11 protein-coding genes are annotated in these 15,979 nt (G+C 65.3%); 4 read left to right on the forward strand and 7 right to left on the reverse strand.

Features of this window, described 5'->3' with window-relative positions:
* Positions 1–82: 82 nt before the first annotated feature.
* Positions 83–418, forward strand: coding sequence for a hypothetical protein (locus ACFX5Q_RS13890; RefSeq protein WP_404278674.1), 336 nt, complete (start codon positions 83–85; stop codon positions 416–418).
* Positions 419–460: 42 nt separating this feature from the next.
* On the opposite strand, the gene ACFX5Q_RS13895 is transcribed toward ACFX5Q_RS13890, so the two are convergent.
* Positions 461–1,087 (reverse strand): DUF1062 domain-containing protein, encoded by a 627-nt coding sequence (locus ACFX5Q_RS13895; protein WP_404278676.1) that lies wholly within the window; start codon positions 1,085–1,087, stop codon positions 461–463.
* A gap of 547 nt (positions 1,088–1,634) precedes the next feature.
* Between ACFX5Q_RS13895 and ACFX5Q_RS13900 the strand changes: the two genes are divergently transcribed.
* A complete protein-coding gene (locus ACFX5Q_RS13900; protein WP_404278678.1) occupies positions 1,635–2,249 on the forward strand; it encodes a LysE family translocator in 615 nt (204 codons plus the stop codon).
* A 5-nt stretch (positions 2,250–2,254) separates the two neighbouring features.
* Here the strand turns inward: ACFX5Q_RS13900 and ACFX5Q_RS13905 are convergent, their stop codons facing one another.
* Both ACFX5Q_RS13905 and ACFX5Q_RS13910 read right to left on the reverse strand, forming a co-directional pair.
* Positions 2,255–2,578: a YciI family protein gene (locus ACFX5Q_RS13905; RefSeq protein WP_192181949.1), complete on the reverse strand. Its 324-nt coding sequence runs from the start codon at positions 2,576–2,578 to the stop codon at positions 2,255–2,257.
* Positions 2,579–2,700: 122 nt separating this feature from the next.
* Positions 2,701–3,264, reverse strand: a complete 564-nt coding sequence (locus ACFX5Q_RS13910; protein WP_404278681.1) for a peroxidase-related enzyme — start codon at positions 3,262–3,264, stop codon at positions 2,701–2,703.
* Between the two features lie 137 nt (positions 3,265–3,401).
* Between ACFX5Q_RS13910 and ACFX5Q_RS13915 the strand changes: the two genes are divergently transcribed.
* Together ACFX5Q_RS13915 and ACFX5Q_RS13920 are read left to right on the forward strand one after the other, a co-directional pair.
* Positions 3,402–8,201 carry an NAD-glutamate dehydrogenase gene (locus ACFX5Q_RS13915; RefSeq protein WP_404278683.1) on the forward strand — a complete coding sequence of 1,600 codons (4,800 nt, stop codon included), beginning with the start codon at positions 3,402–3,404 and terminating at the stop codon, positions 8,199–8,201.
* A gap of 85 nt (positions 8,202–8,286) precedes the next feature.
* Complete coding sequence (locus ACFX5Q_RS13920) at positions 8,287–9,663, forward strand: MFS transporter (RefSeq protein ID WP_404278685.1); 1,377 nt, start codon at positions 8,287–8,289, stop codon at positions 9,661–9,663.
* 162 nt (positions 9,664–9,825) lie between these two features.
* Here ACFX5Q_RS13920 and purH read toward each other — a convergent pair whose 3' ends face one another.
* The 4 genes from purH to htpX all read right to left on the reverse strand — a co-directional run bounded on the left by purH (position 9,826) and on the right by htpX (position 15,906).
* Complete coding sequence (gene purH, locus ACFX5Q_RS13925; RefSeq protein ID WP_404278687.1) at positions 9,826–11,442, reverse strand: bifunctional phosphoribosylaminoimidazolecarboxamide formyltransferase/IMP cyclohydrolase; 1,617 nt, start codon at positions 11,440–11,442, stop codon at positions 9,826–9,828.
* 200 nt (positions 11,443–11,642) lie between these two features.
* Positions 11,643–13,367, reverse strand: coding sequence for a heparinase II/III family protein (locus tag ACFX5Q_RS13930; RefSeq protein WP_404278689.1), 1,725 nt, complete (start codon positions 13,365–13,367; stop codon positions 11,643–11,645).
* Positions 13,368–13,513: 146 nt separating this feature from the next.
* Positions 13,514–14,902, reverse strand: coding sequence for an RsmB/NOP family class I SAM-dependent RNA methyltransferase (locus ACFX5Q_RS13935; RefSeq protein ID WP_404278691.1), 1,389 nt, complete (start codon positions 14,900–14,902; stop codon positions 13,514–13,516).
* Complete coding sequence (gene htpX / locus ACFX5Q_RS13940) at positions 14,893–15,906, reverse strand: zinc metalloprotease HtpX (RefSeq protein WP_404278693.1); 1,014 nt, start codon at positions 15,904–15,906, stop codon at positions 14,893–14,895. The genes ACFX5Q_RS13935 and htpX overlap by 10 nt, the downstream gene beginning before the upstream one ends.
* Between the last annotated feature and the right edge of the window lie 73 nt (positions 15,907–15,979).

Here is a 15,979-nt window from a genome sequence, read left to right on the forward strand (position 1 = left end):
CCCTACCCAAATCCAACCGGTCCTACAGGCCGTACGGTTGTTCGCCGTACGGCCGCGGAATTCTGTCGTGCAAGGAGAGACCATGATCGTCCGCTATGCCCTGTTCGAGGGCGAGATTCATCCGGGCAGCGAGGCCGAGTTTCGTCGCTTCGTGAAGGAGAGGCTGGTGCCGCTGTGGACGCAGTTTCCCGGAGCGCAGGAAATCCGCGTCCTCGACGGCGCGGCGCGTGACGAAGGCGCGCCGGTCTACGCCATGGCGCTCGCGATCCGCTATCCCGACATGGCGACGTGCGAACGGGCGCTTCAATCCTCGGTCCGGTTCGAGAGCCGCGAAGTGACCGGCGAACTGCTGAAGATGTTCACCGGCCGCGTTCACCACCATGTCTTCGATATGAACGAATACGCGCCGGCGGGATGATCCTACCGCGCGATGCGGCCGCGTACTCCCGTGCTTGCCGGCTCATCCGCCTGCGGCCGTCATGATGGCTTGCCGGTCGGGTTCGCTGAACAGATCGATACGGACCACCGTTCCGGTTCGGACCGGCTTGCGCAGAGCCTTTGCGCCGTCCGAGTCGACGCTCAGCGAGCGCCGCTGCTCCAGCGCCTGAAGGCGCGACCTGGAGATGCCGAGCTCGCCGGCGAGCAGGCGGTCAAGCCGCAACGACGTTGGCGTTTCAAGCGCGAGCCGAAGCTCGAGAGCGGTTGCGGCTTTCGGTCCATCGCCGAGCCTCTGCTTGTGGACGGCGACTTCTGGAAATTCCTCGATGCGCCCAGTTCGGCTGCGCAGCGCAACGACATCGAAGGCATGGCGGCGCGCCAGTGCCGGATCGTTGCTTTCGAAACCCTGCAGCAGGTCAGGTTCGATGTCGCGGCGGTTGCAGCGCTCCAGAATGCCGAAATTCCAGGAATTGTCGCAATCGATGCAGCGGTAGATCAGCCAGGCGTCGATGCGCTTGCCGTTGGCGTTGACGCGGAATTTGCCGCTGCATTGATACGCCTTGGTGCCGCCGCAGCGGTTGCAGTTGATGAGAGGTCGAGGCGCCATTTTGGGCGTGATCGCCCAGCGGATACGCAAGTAAGAAGACATGCCGATAAGCCCTTCCCGTCGGGAAGTTCGTCAGATCGGCGATGTCGAGAGCCCATGCGGGCACGGCGTGGCGAGAGGCTGCGGCGATTGGAAAACAGGCGTCACGGGCGGCTTGCGCGCGCGACAGCGGTTCAGCAGTGCCAAACCGGTCTCGAACCGCCACCCTGAGGAACATATGAAATGAAAACAGGCGCCGCGGATGCGGTGCCATGCATTGTGTCGGGGGAGTTGACGAGACCGGCGGTTACGTAGGCAAAGTGAAGCTCGAAAATCGTGTCGGGGCGGCATTTCTAGCCGCGCAGCGCCGGGCCGGCAAGGCTCCTGATTCCACAAACGCCGGCGCTGCCCCTCATCCGCCTGCCGGCACCTTCTCCCCGTGAACGACGGGGAGAAGGAAGAAGCTCCAACGTCGGCGGCGCCTCTCCCCGCTTTTTACGGGGAGAGGGTAAGGGTGAGGGGCAGCACCAACCCACGCGATTGTCTTGCCTTGCCAGCCTCCACAGTTGGGCTAGTCTTGGGCCGACCGCCTCGGAACAGGGATCCCGCCATGCAGCTCACGTCGCTCATGATCTTTGCCGCCGCTCTCTTCGTCGCTGCCGGCTCGCCCGGACCGTCGATCGCCGCCCTTGTGGCGCGGGTGATCGCCAAGGGGTTTCGCGATGTGTTCCCGTTCCTGCTCGCCATGTGGATTGGCGAAGGCATCTGGCTGTCGCTGGCGGTGTTCGGGCTGGCGGTGGTGGCGCAGACCTTCCATTTCGCTTTCGTCATCGTGAAATGGATCGGCGTCGCCTATCTCGTCTATCTGGCCTGGAAGATGTGGACCGCACCAGTCGAGGCGAAGGAAGGCGAGATGCCGCGCGAGGATTCACCGGCAAAGCTCTTCCTCGCCGGCATAGCGGTGACATTAGGCAATCCCAAGATCATGATGTTCTATCTGGCGCTGCTGCCGACCATCATCGATCTCGCCTCGGTCAGCGTCGTCGGTTGGGTCGAGCTGACGGCGACCATGGCCGTAGTCCTGGTCGCCATCGATCTTGCCTGGGTGCTCGCCGCGGCGCAGGCCCGCAAGCTGCTCAAGAGCAAGCGCGCGATGAAGATCGCCAACCGCATCAGCGCCGGCACCATGGCCGGCGCCGCTGCTGCAATCGCCGCGCGCTCCTGAACACGTCACGTCATTTCGATGATCGGCGCGATCTCGACGCTGAAGGCCGGATCCATCAGGATCGGGCAATCCTTGGCCTTGGCGACGGCATCGTCGATGTCCTTCGCTTCGACGATCGTGTAACCGGCGGTCGGATTGCTGCCGCCATTGTTCTCGACCTTTCCGCCGGGCAGCACCATCTTCGACATGCCGACCGGATTGCCGCCGTCGACCACGGCCGAGCCGAGCTTGCCGTACCAGCCGGTCCAGGCGTCCATTGCGGCCTTCCGCTCGGCCTCGTCGGTCGGCATCTTGCCCGAGCCATGATAGACATAGAGAAACTTCGCCATGTTCTCCTCCCTTGATCAGCGGCATCGAACCGGCATGCGGTCCATGCCGCCCGCTGATCATCGGACCAAACTGGCGAACACGCAACGAGAATGCGTAACTTCTAATGTACGGTGCGAGATCGTTACCGCGCCATGGCGTGGTATTCGTCGTTGGGCCGCATGTCGATTGCCGCCGCCACCCGGTTCGACATGTTGAAGAAGGCGGCGGTCGAAGCGATGTCCCAGATGTCGCGGTCGGAGAAACCGGCCTTTCGCAACGCTGCCCGGTCGGCCTCGACGATCTTTGCCGGCTCTTCGGTCAGCTTGACCGCGAATTCGAGCATGGCGCGCTGCCGGTCCGACAGGTCGGCGGCGCGGAAGTTCATCACCATCATTTCGCCAAACGTCGGGTCGCCGGAAAGCTGGCGCACGGCCGCGCCATGCGCAGTCAGGCAGTAGTAGCAATGGTTGATCGAGGAGACGACGACCGCGATCATCTCGCGCTCCAGCTTCGACAGGCCGGAGTCGCCCAGCATCAGATCGTTGTACGTATCGGTGAAGGCGCGCAGCTTCTTCTCGTCGAAGGCATAGGACAGCAGCACATTGGGAACGAGGCCGAGCTTCTCCTCGCATTTGGCGAAGTAGGCTTTTGTCGTCTCGCTCAGCTCCGCCTGTGCAAGGTCAAGCGCCATAATCTTGCCGGTCATCGGTATTCCTCCTCATGCGTTCGACGGTCAGTTTCGGCGCTGCGATATTTCTTCGCAAGCCGTCAAACCTTTGTCGCCAAATACCGGTCATCTGCTACCATAGTCGCAAAAGCATATGACGGGAGGGATTTGACACCATGGCCAGCCTCAAAACAGCAAGCCAGTCGAAAAAGGCGAGTCCGGCCAAGAAGGACGCGGCAAGGGGGAGCGAAAAAGCCGGCAAGCTTGCCGATTACCTGCTTGCCCGGGCGCCGGCCGAAGACGTCGCTGCCTATGATTCCTCCGACCTCGAACGCGCCGCCGATCTGGCCGGCCGTGCCGTCGCCAGGCACAGGAAGGGCGAATGCGTCGTCGCCATAGACGTCGAGTCCGGGGTCGTGCGCCAGGGCCGGCCGCTGACGGTCATCACCGTCGTCAACGACAACATGCCGTTCCTGTTCGATTCGATCCTCGGCGAGATCACCGAGAGCGCCGGCGAGCCGCTGCTGGTCACCCATCCGGTCGTCGTCGTCAGGCACGGCAAGAGCGGCGTCGATGAAATCCTCGGCGATGGCGGCTTTGCCAAGGGCGATCTCAGCCATGACCGTCTGAGCGTCGTCCATGTCCATATCGGTCGCATGTCCGCTGACCAGGCCGAGGCTTTGGCCGGACGGCTGAAGAAGCTGCTGGGCCAAGTGCGCGCCGCAGTCACCGACTGGAAGCCGATGCTGGCCCGCCTCGACCAGGCAATCTCGGAGTTCCGCTACGCGCCGGTGCCGCTCGACAAGGCGCATGTCACCGAGGCAATCGCCTTCCTCGAATGGCTGCGCGACGACAATTTCACCTTCCTCGGCATGCGCGAGTTCAAATATACCGGCGGCGAGAAGAGTGGCACGCTGGAGCGCGCCGAGAAGCCCGGCCTCGGCATCCTGTCCGATCCGGACGTGCTGGTTTTGAGGCGCGGCACCGAAGCGGTGACGACCACGCCCGAGATCCGCGCCTTCCTGCATGGGCCGGAACCGCTGATCGTCACCAAGGCCAACGCCAAGTCTTCCGTGCATCGGCGCATCTATCTCGATTACATCGGCGTCAAGACCTACACCGCCAAGGGCACGCTTTCGGGCGAACTGCGCATCGTCGGCCTGTTCACTTCGACCGCCTACACGCGCTCGGTGATGAAGATCCCCTATCTCAGGTCGAAGGCCGAGACCGTCATCACGAAATCCGGCTTCAATCCCGGCGATCACTCCGGCAAGGCGCTGATCAACGTGCTGGAAAGCTATCCGCGCGACGAGCTGTTCCAGGTGCCGATTCCGATCCTCAGGAAGCACGCCGAGGCGATCCTCGGACTGATCGAACGGCCGCGCGTCAGGGCGCTGGTGCGCGCCGACCAGTTCGACCGTTTCGTCTCGATCCTCGTCTTCGTGCCGCGCGACCGCTACGACAGCGTCGTGCGCGAGAAGGTCGGCACGTACCTCAAGACGGTGTTCGAAGGCCGGCTGTCGGCCTATTACCCGGCCTTCCCGGAAGGCGGGCTGGCGCGCGTGCATTTCATCATCGGCCGCTCCGGCGGCAAGACGCCGAAGGTCGAGCAGGCGGCGATCGAAGCGGCGATCCGCGACATCGTGCGCACCTGGGACGACGCGCTGCGTGAAACTGCGGCCGAGACCGGCACGGAAGCGGCGCTCACCGCGATCGCCGCGCGCTTTTCGGAAAGCTATCGCGATAGTTTCCCGCCGGCGGTGGCGCTGGCCGATGCCGGGAGCATCGCCAGGATCAGTGCCGCCAATCCGATCGCCATCGACTATTACCGGCATGCCGACCAGCAGCCGCACCAGGCGGCGCTGAAGATCTATCACCATGGCAGCCCCGTGGCGCTGTCGAGGCGGGTGCCGGTGCTGGAAAACATCGGCTTCCGCGTCATCAGCGAGCGCACCTTCGAGGTCGGTGAGGAAGCGACCGACAAGGTCTTCATCCACGACATGGAGCTCGAGAACAGCTACGGCAAGCCGATCGACCTCGGCGATGGCGGCGGGCTGTTCGAGGACGCCTTCCTGTCGGTCTGGCGCGGCGACATCGACAATGACGGCTATAACGGCCTGGCACAGACCGCCGGACTGTGGTCGGACGAAGTCACCATCCTGCGCGCCTATGGCCGCTATCTGCAGCAGGCCGGCATCCCGCAGAGCCAGGATTTCATCGCCGCAGCGCTCAACCGCTATCCGGATATCGCGCGCGGCCTGCATGCGCTGTTCGTCGCCCGCCTCGGGCCAACGGCCGAGACAGAAGGCGTGGTGGCGGCCAAGCACCTCAAGGCCAAGATCAGGGATGCGCTGGAAGAGGTGCCCAACATCGATGACGACACCATCATCCGCCGCTACCTCAACCTGATCGAAGCTTCGCTGCGCACCAATCATTTCGTTGCCGATACGAAAGCGAAGGGCCAGTCGCTGGCGATCAAGCTCGACTCGCAGGCGGTCGACGGGCTGCCGGCGCCACGGCCGTGGCGGGAGATCTTCGTCTATGGCTCGGAGGTCGAAGGCGTGCATCTGCGCTTTGGCCCTGTCGCGCGCGGCGGCCTGCGCTGGTCGGACCGCGCCCAGGACTACCGCACCGAGGTGCTCGGCCTGGTCAAGGCGCAGCAGGTCAAGAATGCGGTGATCGTGCCGGTCGGCGCCAAGGGCGGTTTCTATCCGAAGAAGCTGCCGATGAGCGCCGGCCGCGACGCCATCTTCGAGGCCGGAACCTCGGCCTACAAGAACTTCGTCTCCAGCCTGTTGTCGATCACCGACAATATCGGCATCGACGAGGTCATTCCGCCGGCCGGCGTGATCCGGCGCGACCAGGACGATCCCTATTTCGTGGTCGCCGCCGACAAGGGCACGGCGACCTTCTCCGACACCGCCAACGCGATAAGCGAGAAGCACGGCTTCTGGCTCGACGATGCCTTCGCCAGCGGCGGCTCGGCCGGCTACGACCACAAGAAAATGGGCATCACCGCCAAGGGCGGCTGGGAAGCGGTGAAGCGGCATTTCCGCGAGATGAACCGCGACATCCAGACCGCGCCCTTCACCGTCGTCGGTGTCGGCGACATGTCGGGCGACGTGTTCGGCAACGGCATGCTGTTGTCGCCGCAGACAAGGCTGATCGCCGCCTTCGACCATCGCGACATCTTCATCGATCCCGATCCGGACATGGCGGCCTCGATGGCGGAACGCCAGCGCGTGTTCGCTTTGCCGCGCTCGAGCTGGCAGGACTATGACAAGACCAAGCTGTCGGAAGGCGGCATCATCGTCTCGCGCAGCCAGAAGTCGATCACGCTGCCGGCGGCGGCTGCCGCGGCCATCGGCCTTGGCAAGACCACCGCGACGCCGGTCGAGATCATGAACGCCATTCTCAAGGCGCCGGTCGATCTTTTGTGGTTCGGCGGCATCGGCACCTATCTCAGGGCCTCCACCGAAACCAATGCGGATGTCGGCGACCGCGCCAATGACGCCATCCGCATCACCGCGCTCGACGTGCGCGCCAAGGTCATTGGCGAGGGCGCCAATCTTGGCGTGACGCAGCGGGCGCGCATCGAGTTCGGGCTTGCGGGCGGCCGCTGCAATTCCGACGCCATCGACAATTCGGCGGGCGTCAACTGCTCCGACGTCGAAGTCAACATCAAGATCGCGCTGGCTTCGGCCATGCGCAAGGGATCGCTGACCCGGCCGGCGCGCAACAAATTGCTCGCCGAGATGACCGATGAGGTCGGCTCACTGGTGCTGTCCAACAACTACCAGCAGACGCTGGCGCTTTCGATGGCGCGCAAGCGCGGGCTCGCCGATATCGCGCATCAGAGCCGGTTCATGTCGGCACTCGAAGCACGCGGCCTGCTCGATCGCGCCGTCGAGACGCTGCCGTCGCCGGCGGCGCTTGCCGAGCGCGAGGCGCGCGGCGAGCCGCTGACCCGAGCCGAGCTCGGCGTGCTGCTCGCCTATGCCAAGATCGTGCTGTTCTCCGACATCGTCGCCAGCGACGTGCCGGACGATGCGCATTTCGACCGCGACCTGATGGGCTATTTCCCGGACCGGATGGCGAAGAAATACGCCGCCGAGATCCGCGGCCACCGGCTGCGCCGCGAGATCATCACCCGCGTCCTGGCCAACGACCTGGTCAATCGCGGCGGACCTTCCTTCGTCAACCGGCTGCAGGAAGCCACCGGCCGAACCGCCGCAGACGTAGTGCGCACCTTCGCCGTGGTGCGTGACGGCTTTGCCTTGCCGGCGCTCTACAGCGAGATCGACGCGCTCGACAACCAGATCGACGGCCAGGTGCAGCTCGACCTCTATCAGGCGATTAGCCGGCTTATCTTCGTGACAAGCGGCTGGTATCTTAAGAACGATGCCGGCACGGCGGCGCTCGGCCAGCGGATTGCCGAGCTCCAGGAGGCGCGCAAGGCACTGGAGCCGAAACTCGCCTCGCTGCTGCCCGCCTTCTCGCGCGAGCGGATAGAGGAGCGGCGGCATGGTCTGTTCAAGGCCGGCGCGCCGGAGAAGCTCGCCGCGCAGCTGGCGCTGACCGATGTGGCGGAACTGATCCCCGACATCGCGCTAACGGCGCGCATGGCCAATGCCGATATCGTCGTCGCCGCCAAGGCCTTCTTCGCCGTCAGCGACGCCTTCCGCATTCCGCGAGTCGAGGATGCGGCGCGCTCGATCACGCCCTCCGACTACTACGACCAGCTCGCTCTGTCGCGCGCGACCGACACGATCGGCGCGGCCAGGCGCGGCATAGCGGTGGCGGCGCTCACCGGCCATGCCAAGGCGGCCGACCCGGTGGCGGCCTGGCTGGAGGCCGGTGGCGAGCGGGTCGGGCGCATCCGCGAGCGGCTGCAGGCGCTGACCGAGGGCGGCGACATCACCGTGTCGCGGCTGTCGGTGGCGTCAGGGCTGATGAGCGATCTGACGGGGATGTGAGCCAGATCGGGCGAGATTGCTGGCAGGAACTACGCTATAGAGCTACACGGCGCCCTGCTTCGGGCGCCGTTCTGCGGGAGGGGACATGACCGAGGTGGCAGTGCAGCGGGCATCGGGACGCGGCATCTGGGGATGGATGCTGTTCGACTGGGCGGCGCAGCCGTTCTTCACGGTTGTCACCACCTTCATCTTCGGGCCCTACTTCGTCTCGCGCATGGCCAGCGATCCGGAGACGGGCCAGGCGGCCTGGGGTTACGGCATAGCAGCGGCGGGCCTGGCTATCGCCGTGCTGTCGCCGATCCTCGGCTCGATCGCCGACCAGACCGGACCGCGCAAGCCGTGGATCGCGTTCTTCGCTGCGATCAAGATCACCAGTCTGACCCTGCTTTGGTTCGCCGCGCCCGGTTCGAACCTTTTCCTGATCGTGGCGCTGTTCTCGATCGCCTCCGTCGCGGCTGAGTTCTCGACGGTGTTCAACGATTCCATGATGCCGCGCCTGGTGCCGAAGAGCGAGATCGGCCGAATTTCCAACATGGCCTGGGGCCTTGGCTATCTCGGCGGCATGATCGCGTTGATCTTCGTCGTCGCCTGCATGGCCGGTTCGCCGGAGACCGGCAAGACCATCGTCGGTCTCGATCCCATCTTCGGGCTCGATCCGAAGCTCGGCGAGGATGCGCGGGCCACCGGACCGCTCTCGGCCGGCTGGTACTTCCTGTTCATCCTGCCGATGTTCTTCTTCACGCCGGACGCCATCAGGGGCATTGCGATCGGGCCGGCAGTGCGCGAGGGCCTGTCGGAACTGAAGTCGACGCTCGCCGAAGTGCGCCAGCGCAGCGGCATCTTCCGGTTCCTCATTGCCCGCATGATCTATCAGGACGGCGTCAACGCGCTGCTGGCACTGGGCGGCACCTTTGCGGCGGCAATGTTCCATTGGTCGATCACCGAGATCGGCATGTTCGGCATCATCCTCAATGTCGTCGCCATCGTCGGTTGCCTGGTTGCCGCCCGTCTCGATACGGCGCTTGGCTCCAAGACCATCGTGCTTATCTCGCTCGTCCTGCTCAGCATCGCCACCATCGGCATCGTCTCGACCGGCCCGGGCTATACGCTGTTCGGCGCCTGGATGATGCCCGAAACCGATAGCGGCGGATTGTTCGGCACGCCGGCTGAAAAGGCCTATATCTTCTACGGCCTGCTGATCGGGCTTGCCTTCGGTCCGGTGCAGGCCTCATCGCGCTCCTATATGGCGCGTAGCGTCACCGCCGCCGAATCGGGCCGCTATTTCGGCATCTATGCGCTGGCTGGTCGAGCGACCAGTTTCGCCGCACCCTTCATGGTGGCAACCATCACCTTGGCCAGCGGCTCATCGCGGCTCGGCATGGCGGCCATAGTGCTGTTCCTGGGCGCTGGCATGGCGATATTGATCAGGACGCCATATCCGGCCGACCAGCCAGTGGAGTGAGCCCTTTTTCCCTCTCCCCCTTGTGGGAGAAGGTGTCGCCGAAGGCGACGGATGAGGGGTGCTGGACAATGAGGCGTTGAGTTTCTTCCAACACCCCTCATCCGTCTCGGCGCTGCCCGCCGATCCACCTTCTCCCGCAAGGGGAGAAGGAAAGAGCGCGCCTCAATGCCGGAAGTGCCTCACACCCGTAAACACCATGGCGATGCCATGTTCGTCGGCGGCGGCGATGACGTCGTCGTCGCGCATCGAGCCGCCCGGCTGGATGACGGCGGTGGCGCCGGCTTCGATCGCCGATAACAGCCCGTCGGCGAAGGGGAAGAAGGCATCGGAGGCGACGACCGAGCCCTTGGTCAGCGGTTCCGCCAGCCCGGCCGCCTCGGCGGCGTCGAGCGCCTTGCGGGCGGCGATGCGCGAGGAATCGACGCGGCTCATCTGGCCGGCGCCGATGCCGACGGTGGCGCCGTCCCTGGCGTAGACGATGGCGTTCGACTTGACATGCTTGGCGACGCGGAAGGCGAATTTGAGATCGGCCATCTCGGCCGGCGTCGGCGCGCGCTTGGTCACCACCTTCAGCTCAAGGTCGTCGATCACCGCATTGTCGCGGCCCTGGACGAGCAGTCCGCCGGCGACGGATTTGACCGTCGTGCCGGCGGCGCGAGGATCGGGCAGGCCGCCCGCGACCAGCAAGCGCAGGTTCTTCTTGGCGGCGACGATGCGAGCCGCTTCCTCGGAGGCGTCGGGCGCGATGATCACCTCGGTGAAAGTCTTCACGATCTCCTCGGCCGCTTCGGCGTCGAGGATGCGGTTCATGGCGATGATGCCGCCATAGGCAGAGACCGGGTCGCAGGCCAGCGCCTTGGCATAGGCCGCCTTCAGCGACGCCCCCTCGGCGACGCCGCACGGGTTGGCATGCTTGATGATGGCGATCGCGGCCGAGCGGGCCGGGTCGAACTCGCCTGCCAGTTCGAAGGCGGCGTCGGTGTCGTTGATGTTGTTGTAGGAGAGCTGCTTGCCCTGCAACTGGCGGGCGGTGGCGACGCCCGGCCGCTTGTCGCCGTTGACGTAGAAGCCGGCGCCCTGGTGCGGGTTCTCGCCATAGCGCATCACCTCGACCAGCCGGCCGCCGAAGGCGCGCCATGTCGGATGTTCGATCTCCAGCGCCTCGGCGAACCAGCCGGAAATCGCCGCATCGTAGCTGGCGGTACGGGCGAAGGCCTTGGCCGCCAGCTTCTTGCGGAAATCCAGCGACAGCGAGCCGATATTCATCTCCAGCGCGTTGAGCACCGATGCATAGTCGCCGGGGTCGGTGACGATGGCGACATAGGCGTGGTTCTTGGCCGAGGCGCGGATCATCGCCGGGCCGCCAATGTCGATGTTCTCGACGATCGAAGCATAGCCGGCGCCGGAGCGGCGGACCTCCTCGAACGGATAGAGGTTGGAGACGACGAGGTCGATCGGCTCAATGCCGTGGGTCCGCATCGCGCTGGCATGCTCGGCGTCGTCGCGTATGCCGAGCAGGGCGCCATGCACCGACGGATGCAGCGTCTTGACGCGGCCGTCCATGATCTCGGGAAAGCCGGTCAGCTCGGAGACGTCGCGCACGGCCATGCCGGCTTCGGCGATCGCCTTCGCGGTGCCGCCGGTGGAGACCAGCTCGACTCCGGCCGCGGCGAGCGCCTTGGCGAAATCGACGAGGCCGGTCTTGTCGAAGACGGACAGCAGCGCGCGGCGGATCGGGACGAGGTCGGGCGCTGGAATGTTTTTGCTGGCGACGGCCATGGGCTGGCGGCCTTTCACGGCTGGATTGGGAAGCGTGACCGGGCCGTAGCATATGAGGCCCGGAAATCAAGCCGGGCGCTTCGTCACGGCAGGCACTTAAAGCGCGTCGATCCAAACGGATTCATACGCCGCGCATTAAGTTCTTGGTTCTTTGCATGTCGTTATCGCAAAACCGCTGCGCACTTTTTGCGCGACATGCACTAGTTGTTTTCGGGATAGCCGGCGATGCTGGTCCGTGTCAGCTGCCAGTGAACCTCCGATATCTCGGAGGCCTTGAAGGCCAGCACGATCTGGCGGCTGCGGCGCGGGCCGCCAAGGCCGGCGAAATAGATCGATTCCTCGACCTCCGGCACGACCTCCTTGCAGGTCAAGACCCAGGTGTCGGTCTGATCGCCGGTCAGCACCAGCCGGTCATGCTCGTCCTGCAGCAGATCTACATCGGGATGGATGTGGAAGCGCACCGTGACAAAGTCGCGGCCGTTGTTGCGGATCGCAGCACCGCCGGGGCGCAGGAAGCGGTCCCTGCCGGTCAGTACATTGCCGTTGTTCGCCAGCGTCAGCTCGCGCTCGTGCAGGAAGCCGAAGCGCGCGGCATAGCCGTCGTGGCGGGCGATGAAGCCCTGGCTGCCCTTCTGGTCGGTGCGTTTGCAGGGCGTATGCTGCGGACCGCCGATCAGCGGCGAGCCCAGGAGATCGTTGACGCGTAGCGAATGGCTGAAACGCGCCGACGAGGTGTCGTTGATGGTGGCGGTGGAGTGCGCGGCCGTGGCGCGGGCCAGCGGCCGGAATTCGGCGGCGCCGTAGGTGTCGATGCCGGCATTGACGACATAGTGCTGGCGGCCGGAGGAGAGTTCGAAGGCGAGGCAGCCGGCATGCGCGGCGTTGGAAACATCGATGGGCGGCGGCAGGCCGGTGTCGGCGATGACGGTCACGCCGCCCATCGACAGGCGCTCATAGCCCGAATGCGGCGCATGCAGCAGCGGCGCGCCGACAGTGTCGTCGTGGCGCAGGATGGTGGCGATGCGGTCGTGGATGGTGGCGCCCATGCCGTTGAAGCGGGCGAGGCTGCCGTCCTGGTGGCGAAAGAAACGCAGCGCCGGCAGCATGCGGTCGATGGCGCCCATCAGCGCCGGCGGCGGCGTCTCGGCCTGGTTGGCGTAGGTCTGGCGCAGCGGAAGGAGGTCGGCGAGAAGTTCGAGCACCGTCATCGGGTTGCGCGAAATATGGCCGCCATCCGGGAGGATCTGGCGCTCGAGCTCCTCCGCCAGGTTGCGGGTGGCAATGCGCAGCGCCGATGCCGGCGCTGGCAGGGATAAAGCGGCGAAGGCGAGCGCGATACGGGCGCGCAGCCTGTCCTTGCCATCAGGCATTTCGCGCGCCATCGACCGGAGATAGCGTATCTGCATGGCAAGTGATTTCAGGAAGGCGCGATAGAAGGGAAATTCCGCACCTTGCAGCACCACTGACGAATGCTGCAGCCAGGCAATGACCCGCTTGGCCGTCGTGCCGGGTTCCCAGGCGATGCCCGAAATCTGGTTGCCGTGTATGGCGATCCAGTCGGAAACCAGGGCGCGGGCGTTGGCGGCGGCAAGCTCGGTGCCGGCGGCGCGCATGTGGCGAAGCCAGCGAAAACCGTGCAGCGTCTTTTGCCAGCCGCGATTGGGCACGGCGATCTGGAACGGCGACTTGCCGCCGGTCTCGACCATATGGCCCGACAGCGGATAGCGGCCGTAATAGATCTCGAGCGCAATCTGCGGATCGGCGAGCCTCAGGTCCGGTGGTGCGATCAGGACGCGTTCGGGCGTGCGGCCGGAGTAGCGCCAGCGATAGATCGGCCCGGCACGCAGGCGCCGGCGCGTCTTGCGCCAGAACTCCCTCGCGACAAGCGTCCAAAGACGCGTCGTGCTGCCGGCAGCAAGTGCCAAATCCCCTCCTGGTCGTCCATACCCAAGGACAAGCTTATATGATTCAAGAACTTATGCGAAGGTGGATTTCGCCATCGTGAAGGAGTTCACGCTGCTGCGGCCTGATTCTCCTTAGAAAAGTCAGCAAATTTTAGTGAAAAACGATTTTAGCCGGCCCGGCGCATGCGGGCGGCGAAGAAGCCGTCGAGACCGGAAATCCCAGGCGTTTCAAGCATCAGATCGGCGGGCGTGGTGCGCAGCGTGCCCTGCGGCGTCAGGAACGCATCGATGCCGGCAAACTCGCCAGGCCGAACGGGATCGTCGACGACATCAGCCGTGCCAGCAAGGAAGGCGCGGTAAAGGTCCTCGCCTTCGATCGGGTCGAGCGAACAGTTGGAAAAGACGATCCGCCCGCCCGGTTTGACCAGGCTGACGGCGCGGGCGAGCAGCCTTGCCTGCAGCCCGGCGAGCTTTTCGACATCGGCCATGGTCTTGGTCCATGGCACGTCGGGATGCCGCCGCACCGTGCCGGTCGAGGAGCAGGGCGCGTCGAGGAGAATTGCGTCGAACAATTCCTCCGGTTGGTAGTCGAGCAGGTCGGCCTGGACGATCTCGGCGGAGAGGCCGAGCCGCTCGAGATTCTGCGTCAGCCGCGCCAGCCGGTTTTTCGACGTGTCGACCGCGGTGACCTTGGCGCCGGCAAGAATGAGCTGCGCGGTCTTGCCGCCGGGGGCGGCGCAGAGATCGGCGACACGAAGCCCTTTCACTTCGCCGAACAGCCGGGCCGGCAGGCTGGCGGCGGCGTCCTGCACCCACCAGGCGCCGTCGGCGAAGCCGGGCAGGTCGGGGACGGAGGCACAGAGTTTTTCCACGCGCACCGTGCCGGTCGGCAGCACTATGCCGCCGAACCGTTCGGCCCAAAGTGCCGGATCGGACTTGACGGTGAAATCGACCGGCGCCTCATGGCGATGGGCAGCCAAGATCTGCCCGGTCCTGTCGGCGCCATAGGCCGCCTTCAACCGGTCGGAAAACCATTTTGGCGCTTCGTCGGTGGCGGCAAGGGCGGCAGGCAATTCCGCCTCCTTGGCGCGCGCCAAGGTGCGCAGCACGCCGTTGACGAGGCCAGAAAAGCGCAGCGTGCGCGGGTCGGACTTGGCGTGGGTGACGGCGAGGTCGACAGCGGCGCTGTCGGGAATGTCGAGGAACAGGATCTGCGCCGCTGCCACATGCAGTATGTGCGACAGCACGGTGGCATTGGCCGGCAGCGGCTTTTCCAGGCGCCGCGCCAGCAGGCCCGCAATCGTCATGCGATAGCGCAGCGCGGTGACCAGTATGGCGCGCACCAGCGCGCGGTCGCGCAGGTCGAGCGCCTTGTATTGCGGGTGGCCGTTCTCGTGATCGGTCAGTCCGTCGAGCGGCGTGCGCGCATCGATGACGGCGGCGAGCAGGCGCGCCGCCGCCATGCGCGCGGCGAGGCCGGCTACCGCCTCGCCGCCTGCGCTGTCTTCACGATCGCCTGGTGTCCTCTGCCGGCGTTTGGCGCCGCTCACGACCACGGACCTTTGGGTCCGGTCGGGTTGCGTCCCCACGGGTTGGACTTGGGCCGCGCCGGCTCGGCCGGCTGCTCCTGCTCAGCTTGCTTGCCCCACGGTCCCGCCGATGGCTGCTCGTCCGCCTGGCGTGGCGTCGGCGCCTGGCGCGGCGCTGCCTGCGACGCACCGCCGCGCGCCATCGCCTGCAGGGCGGCGATGCGGTTGTCGGTGTTTGGATGTGTGGAGAACAGATTGTCCATGCGCTCGCCGGAAAGCGGGTTGATGATGAAGAGATGGGCCATGGCCGGGTTGCGCTCGGCATCCGGGTTGGGGATGCGTTCGGCGCTGCGGGCGATCTTGTCAAGGGCCGAAGCCAGCCAAAGCGGGTTTCCGACGATCTCGGCACCGCGCCGGTCGGCCTCGTATTCGCGGGTGCGGCTGACCGCCATCTGCACGATCATGGCGGCGAAGGGCGCCACCAGCATGGCCACCAGCACGCCGACGAAGCCGAACGGGTTGTTGTTGTCGCGGCTGCCGCCGAAGAAGAAGGCGAAATTGCCGAGCATCGAGATGGCGCCGGCAAGGGTGGCGACGACGGTCATGGTCAGCGTGTCGCGGTGCTGCACATGGGCAAGCTCGTGCGCCATAACCGCCGCGACCTCCTCATGCGACAGCCTCTGCAACAGCCCGGTCGAAGCGGCCACCGCGGCATTCTCGGGGTTGCGGCCGGTGGCGAAGGCGTTGGGCTGAGGGTTGTCGATCAGATAGGTTTTCGGCATCGGCAGACCGGCGCGTTGGGCGAGCGCCTGGACGATGGCGTAATATTCGGGCGCATTCTTCTCGTCGACCTCGACGGCGCGGTTCATCGACAGCACCATCTTGTCGGCGTTCCAGTAGCTGAACAGGTTGGTGCCGGCGGCGATCAGCAGAGCGATCATCATGCCGCCCGTTCCGCCGATCAGAAAGCCGACGCCCATGAACAAAGCCGTCATCGCGGCGAGAAGCATGGCGGTGCGAAGGGTGTTCATCGGCTGCTCCGTCCGTGGCGGCGAAAAGGGGTCGATCCAAGCGGGCTCATCGCTATATGATGGGAAACGCCTG

It is taken from the genome of Mesorhizobium sp. IMUNJ 23033 (assembly GCF_044778005.1).
GTDB lineage: Bacteria > Pseudomonadota > Alphaproteobacteria > Rhizobiales > Rhizobiaceae > Mesorhizobium > Mesorhizobium amorphae_A.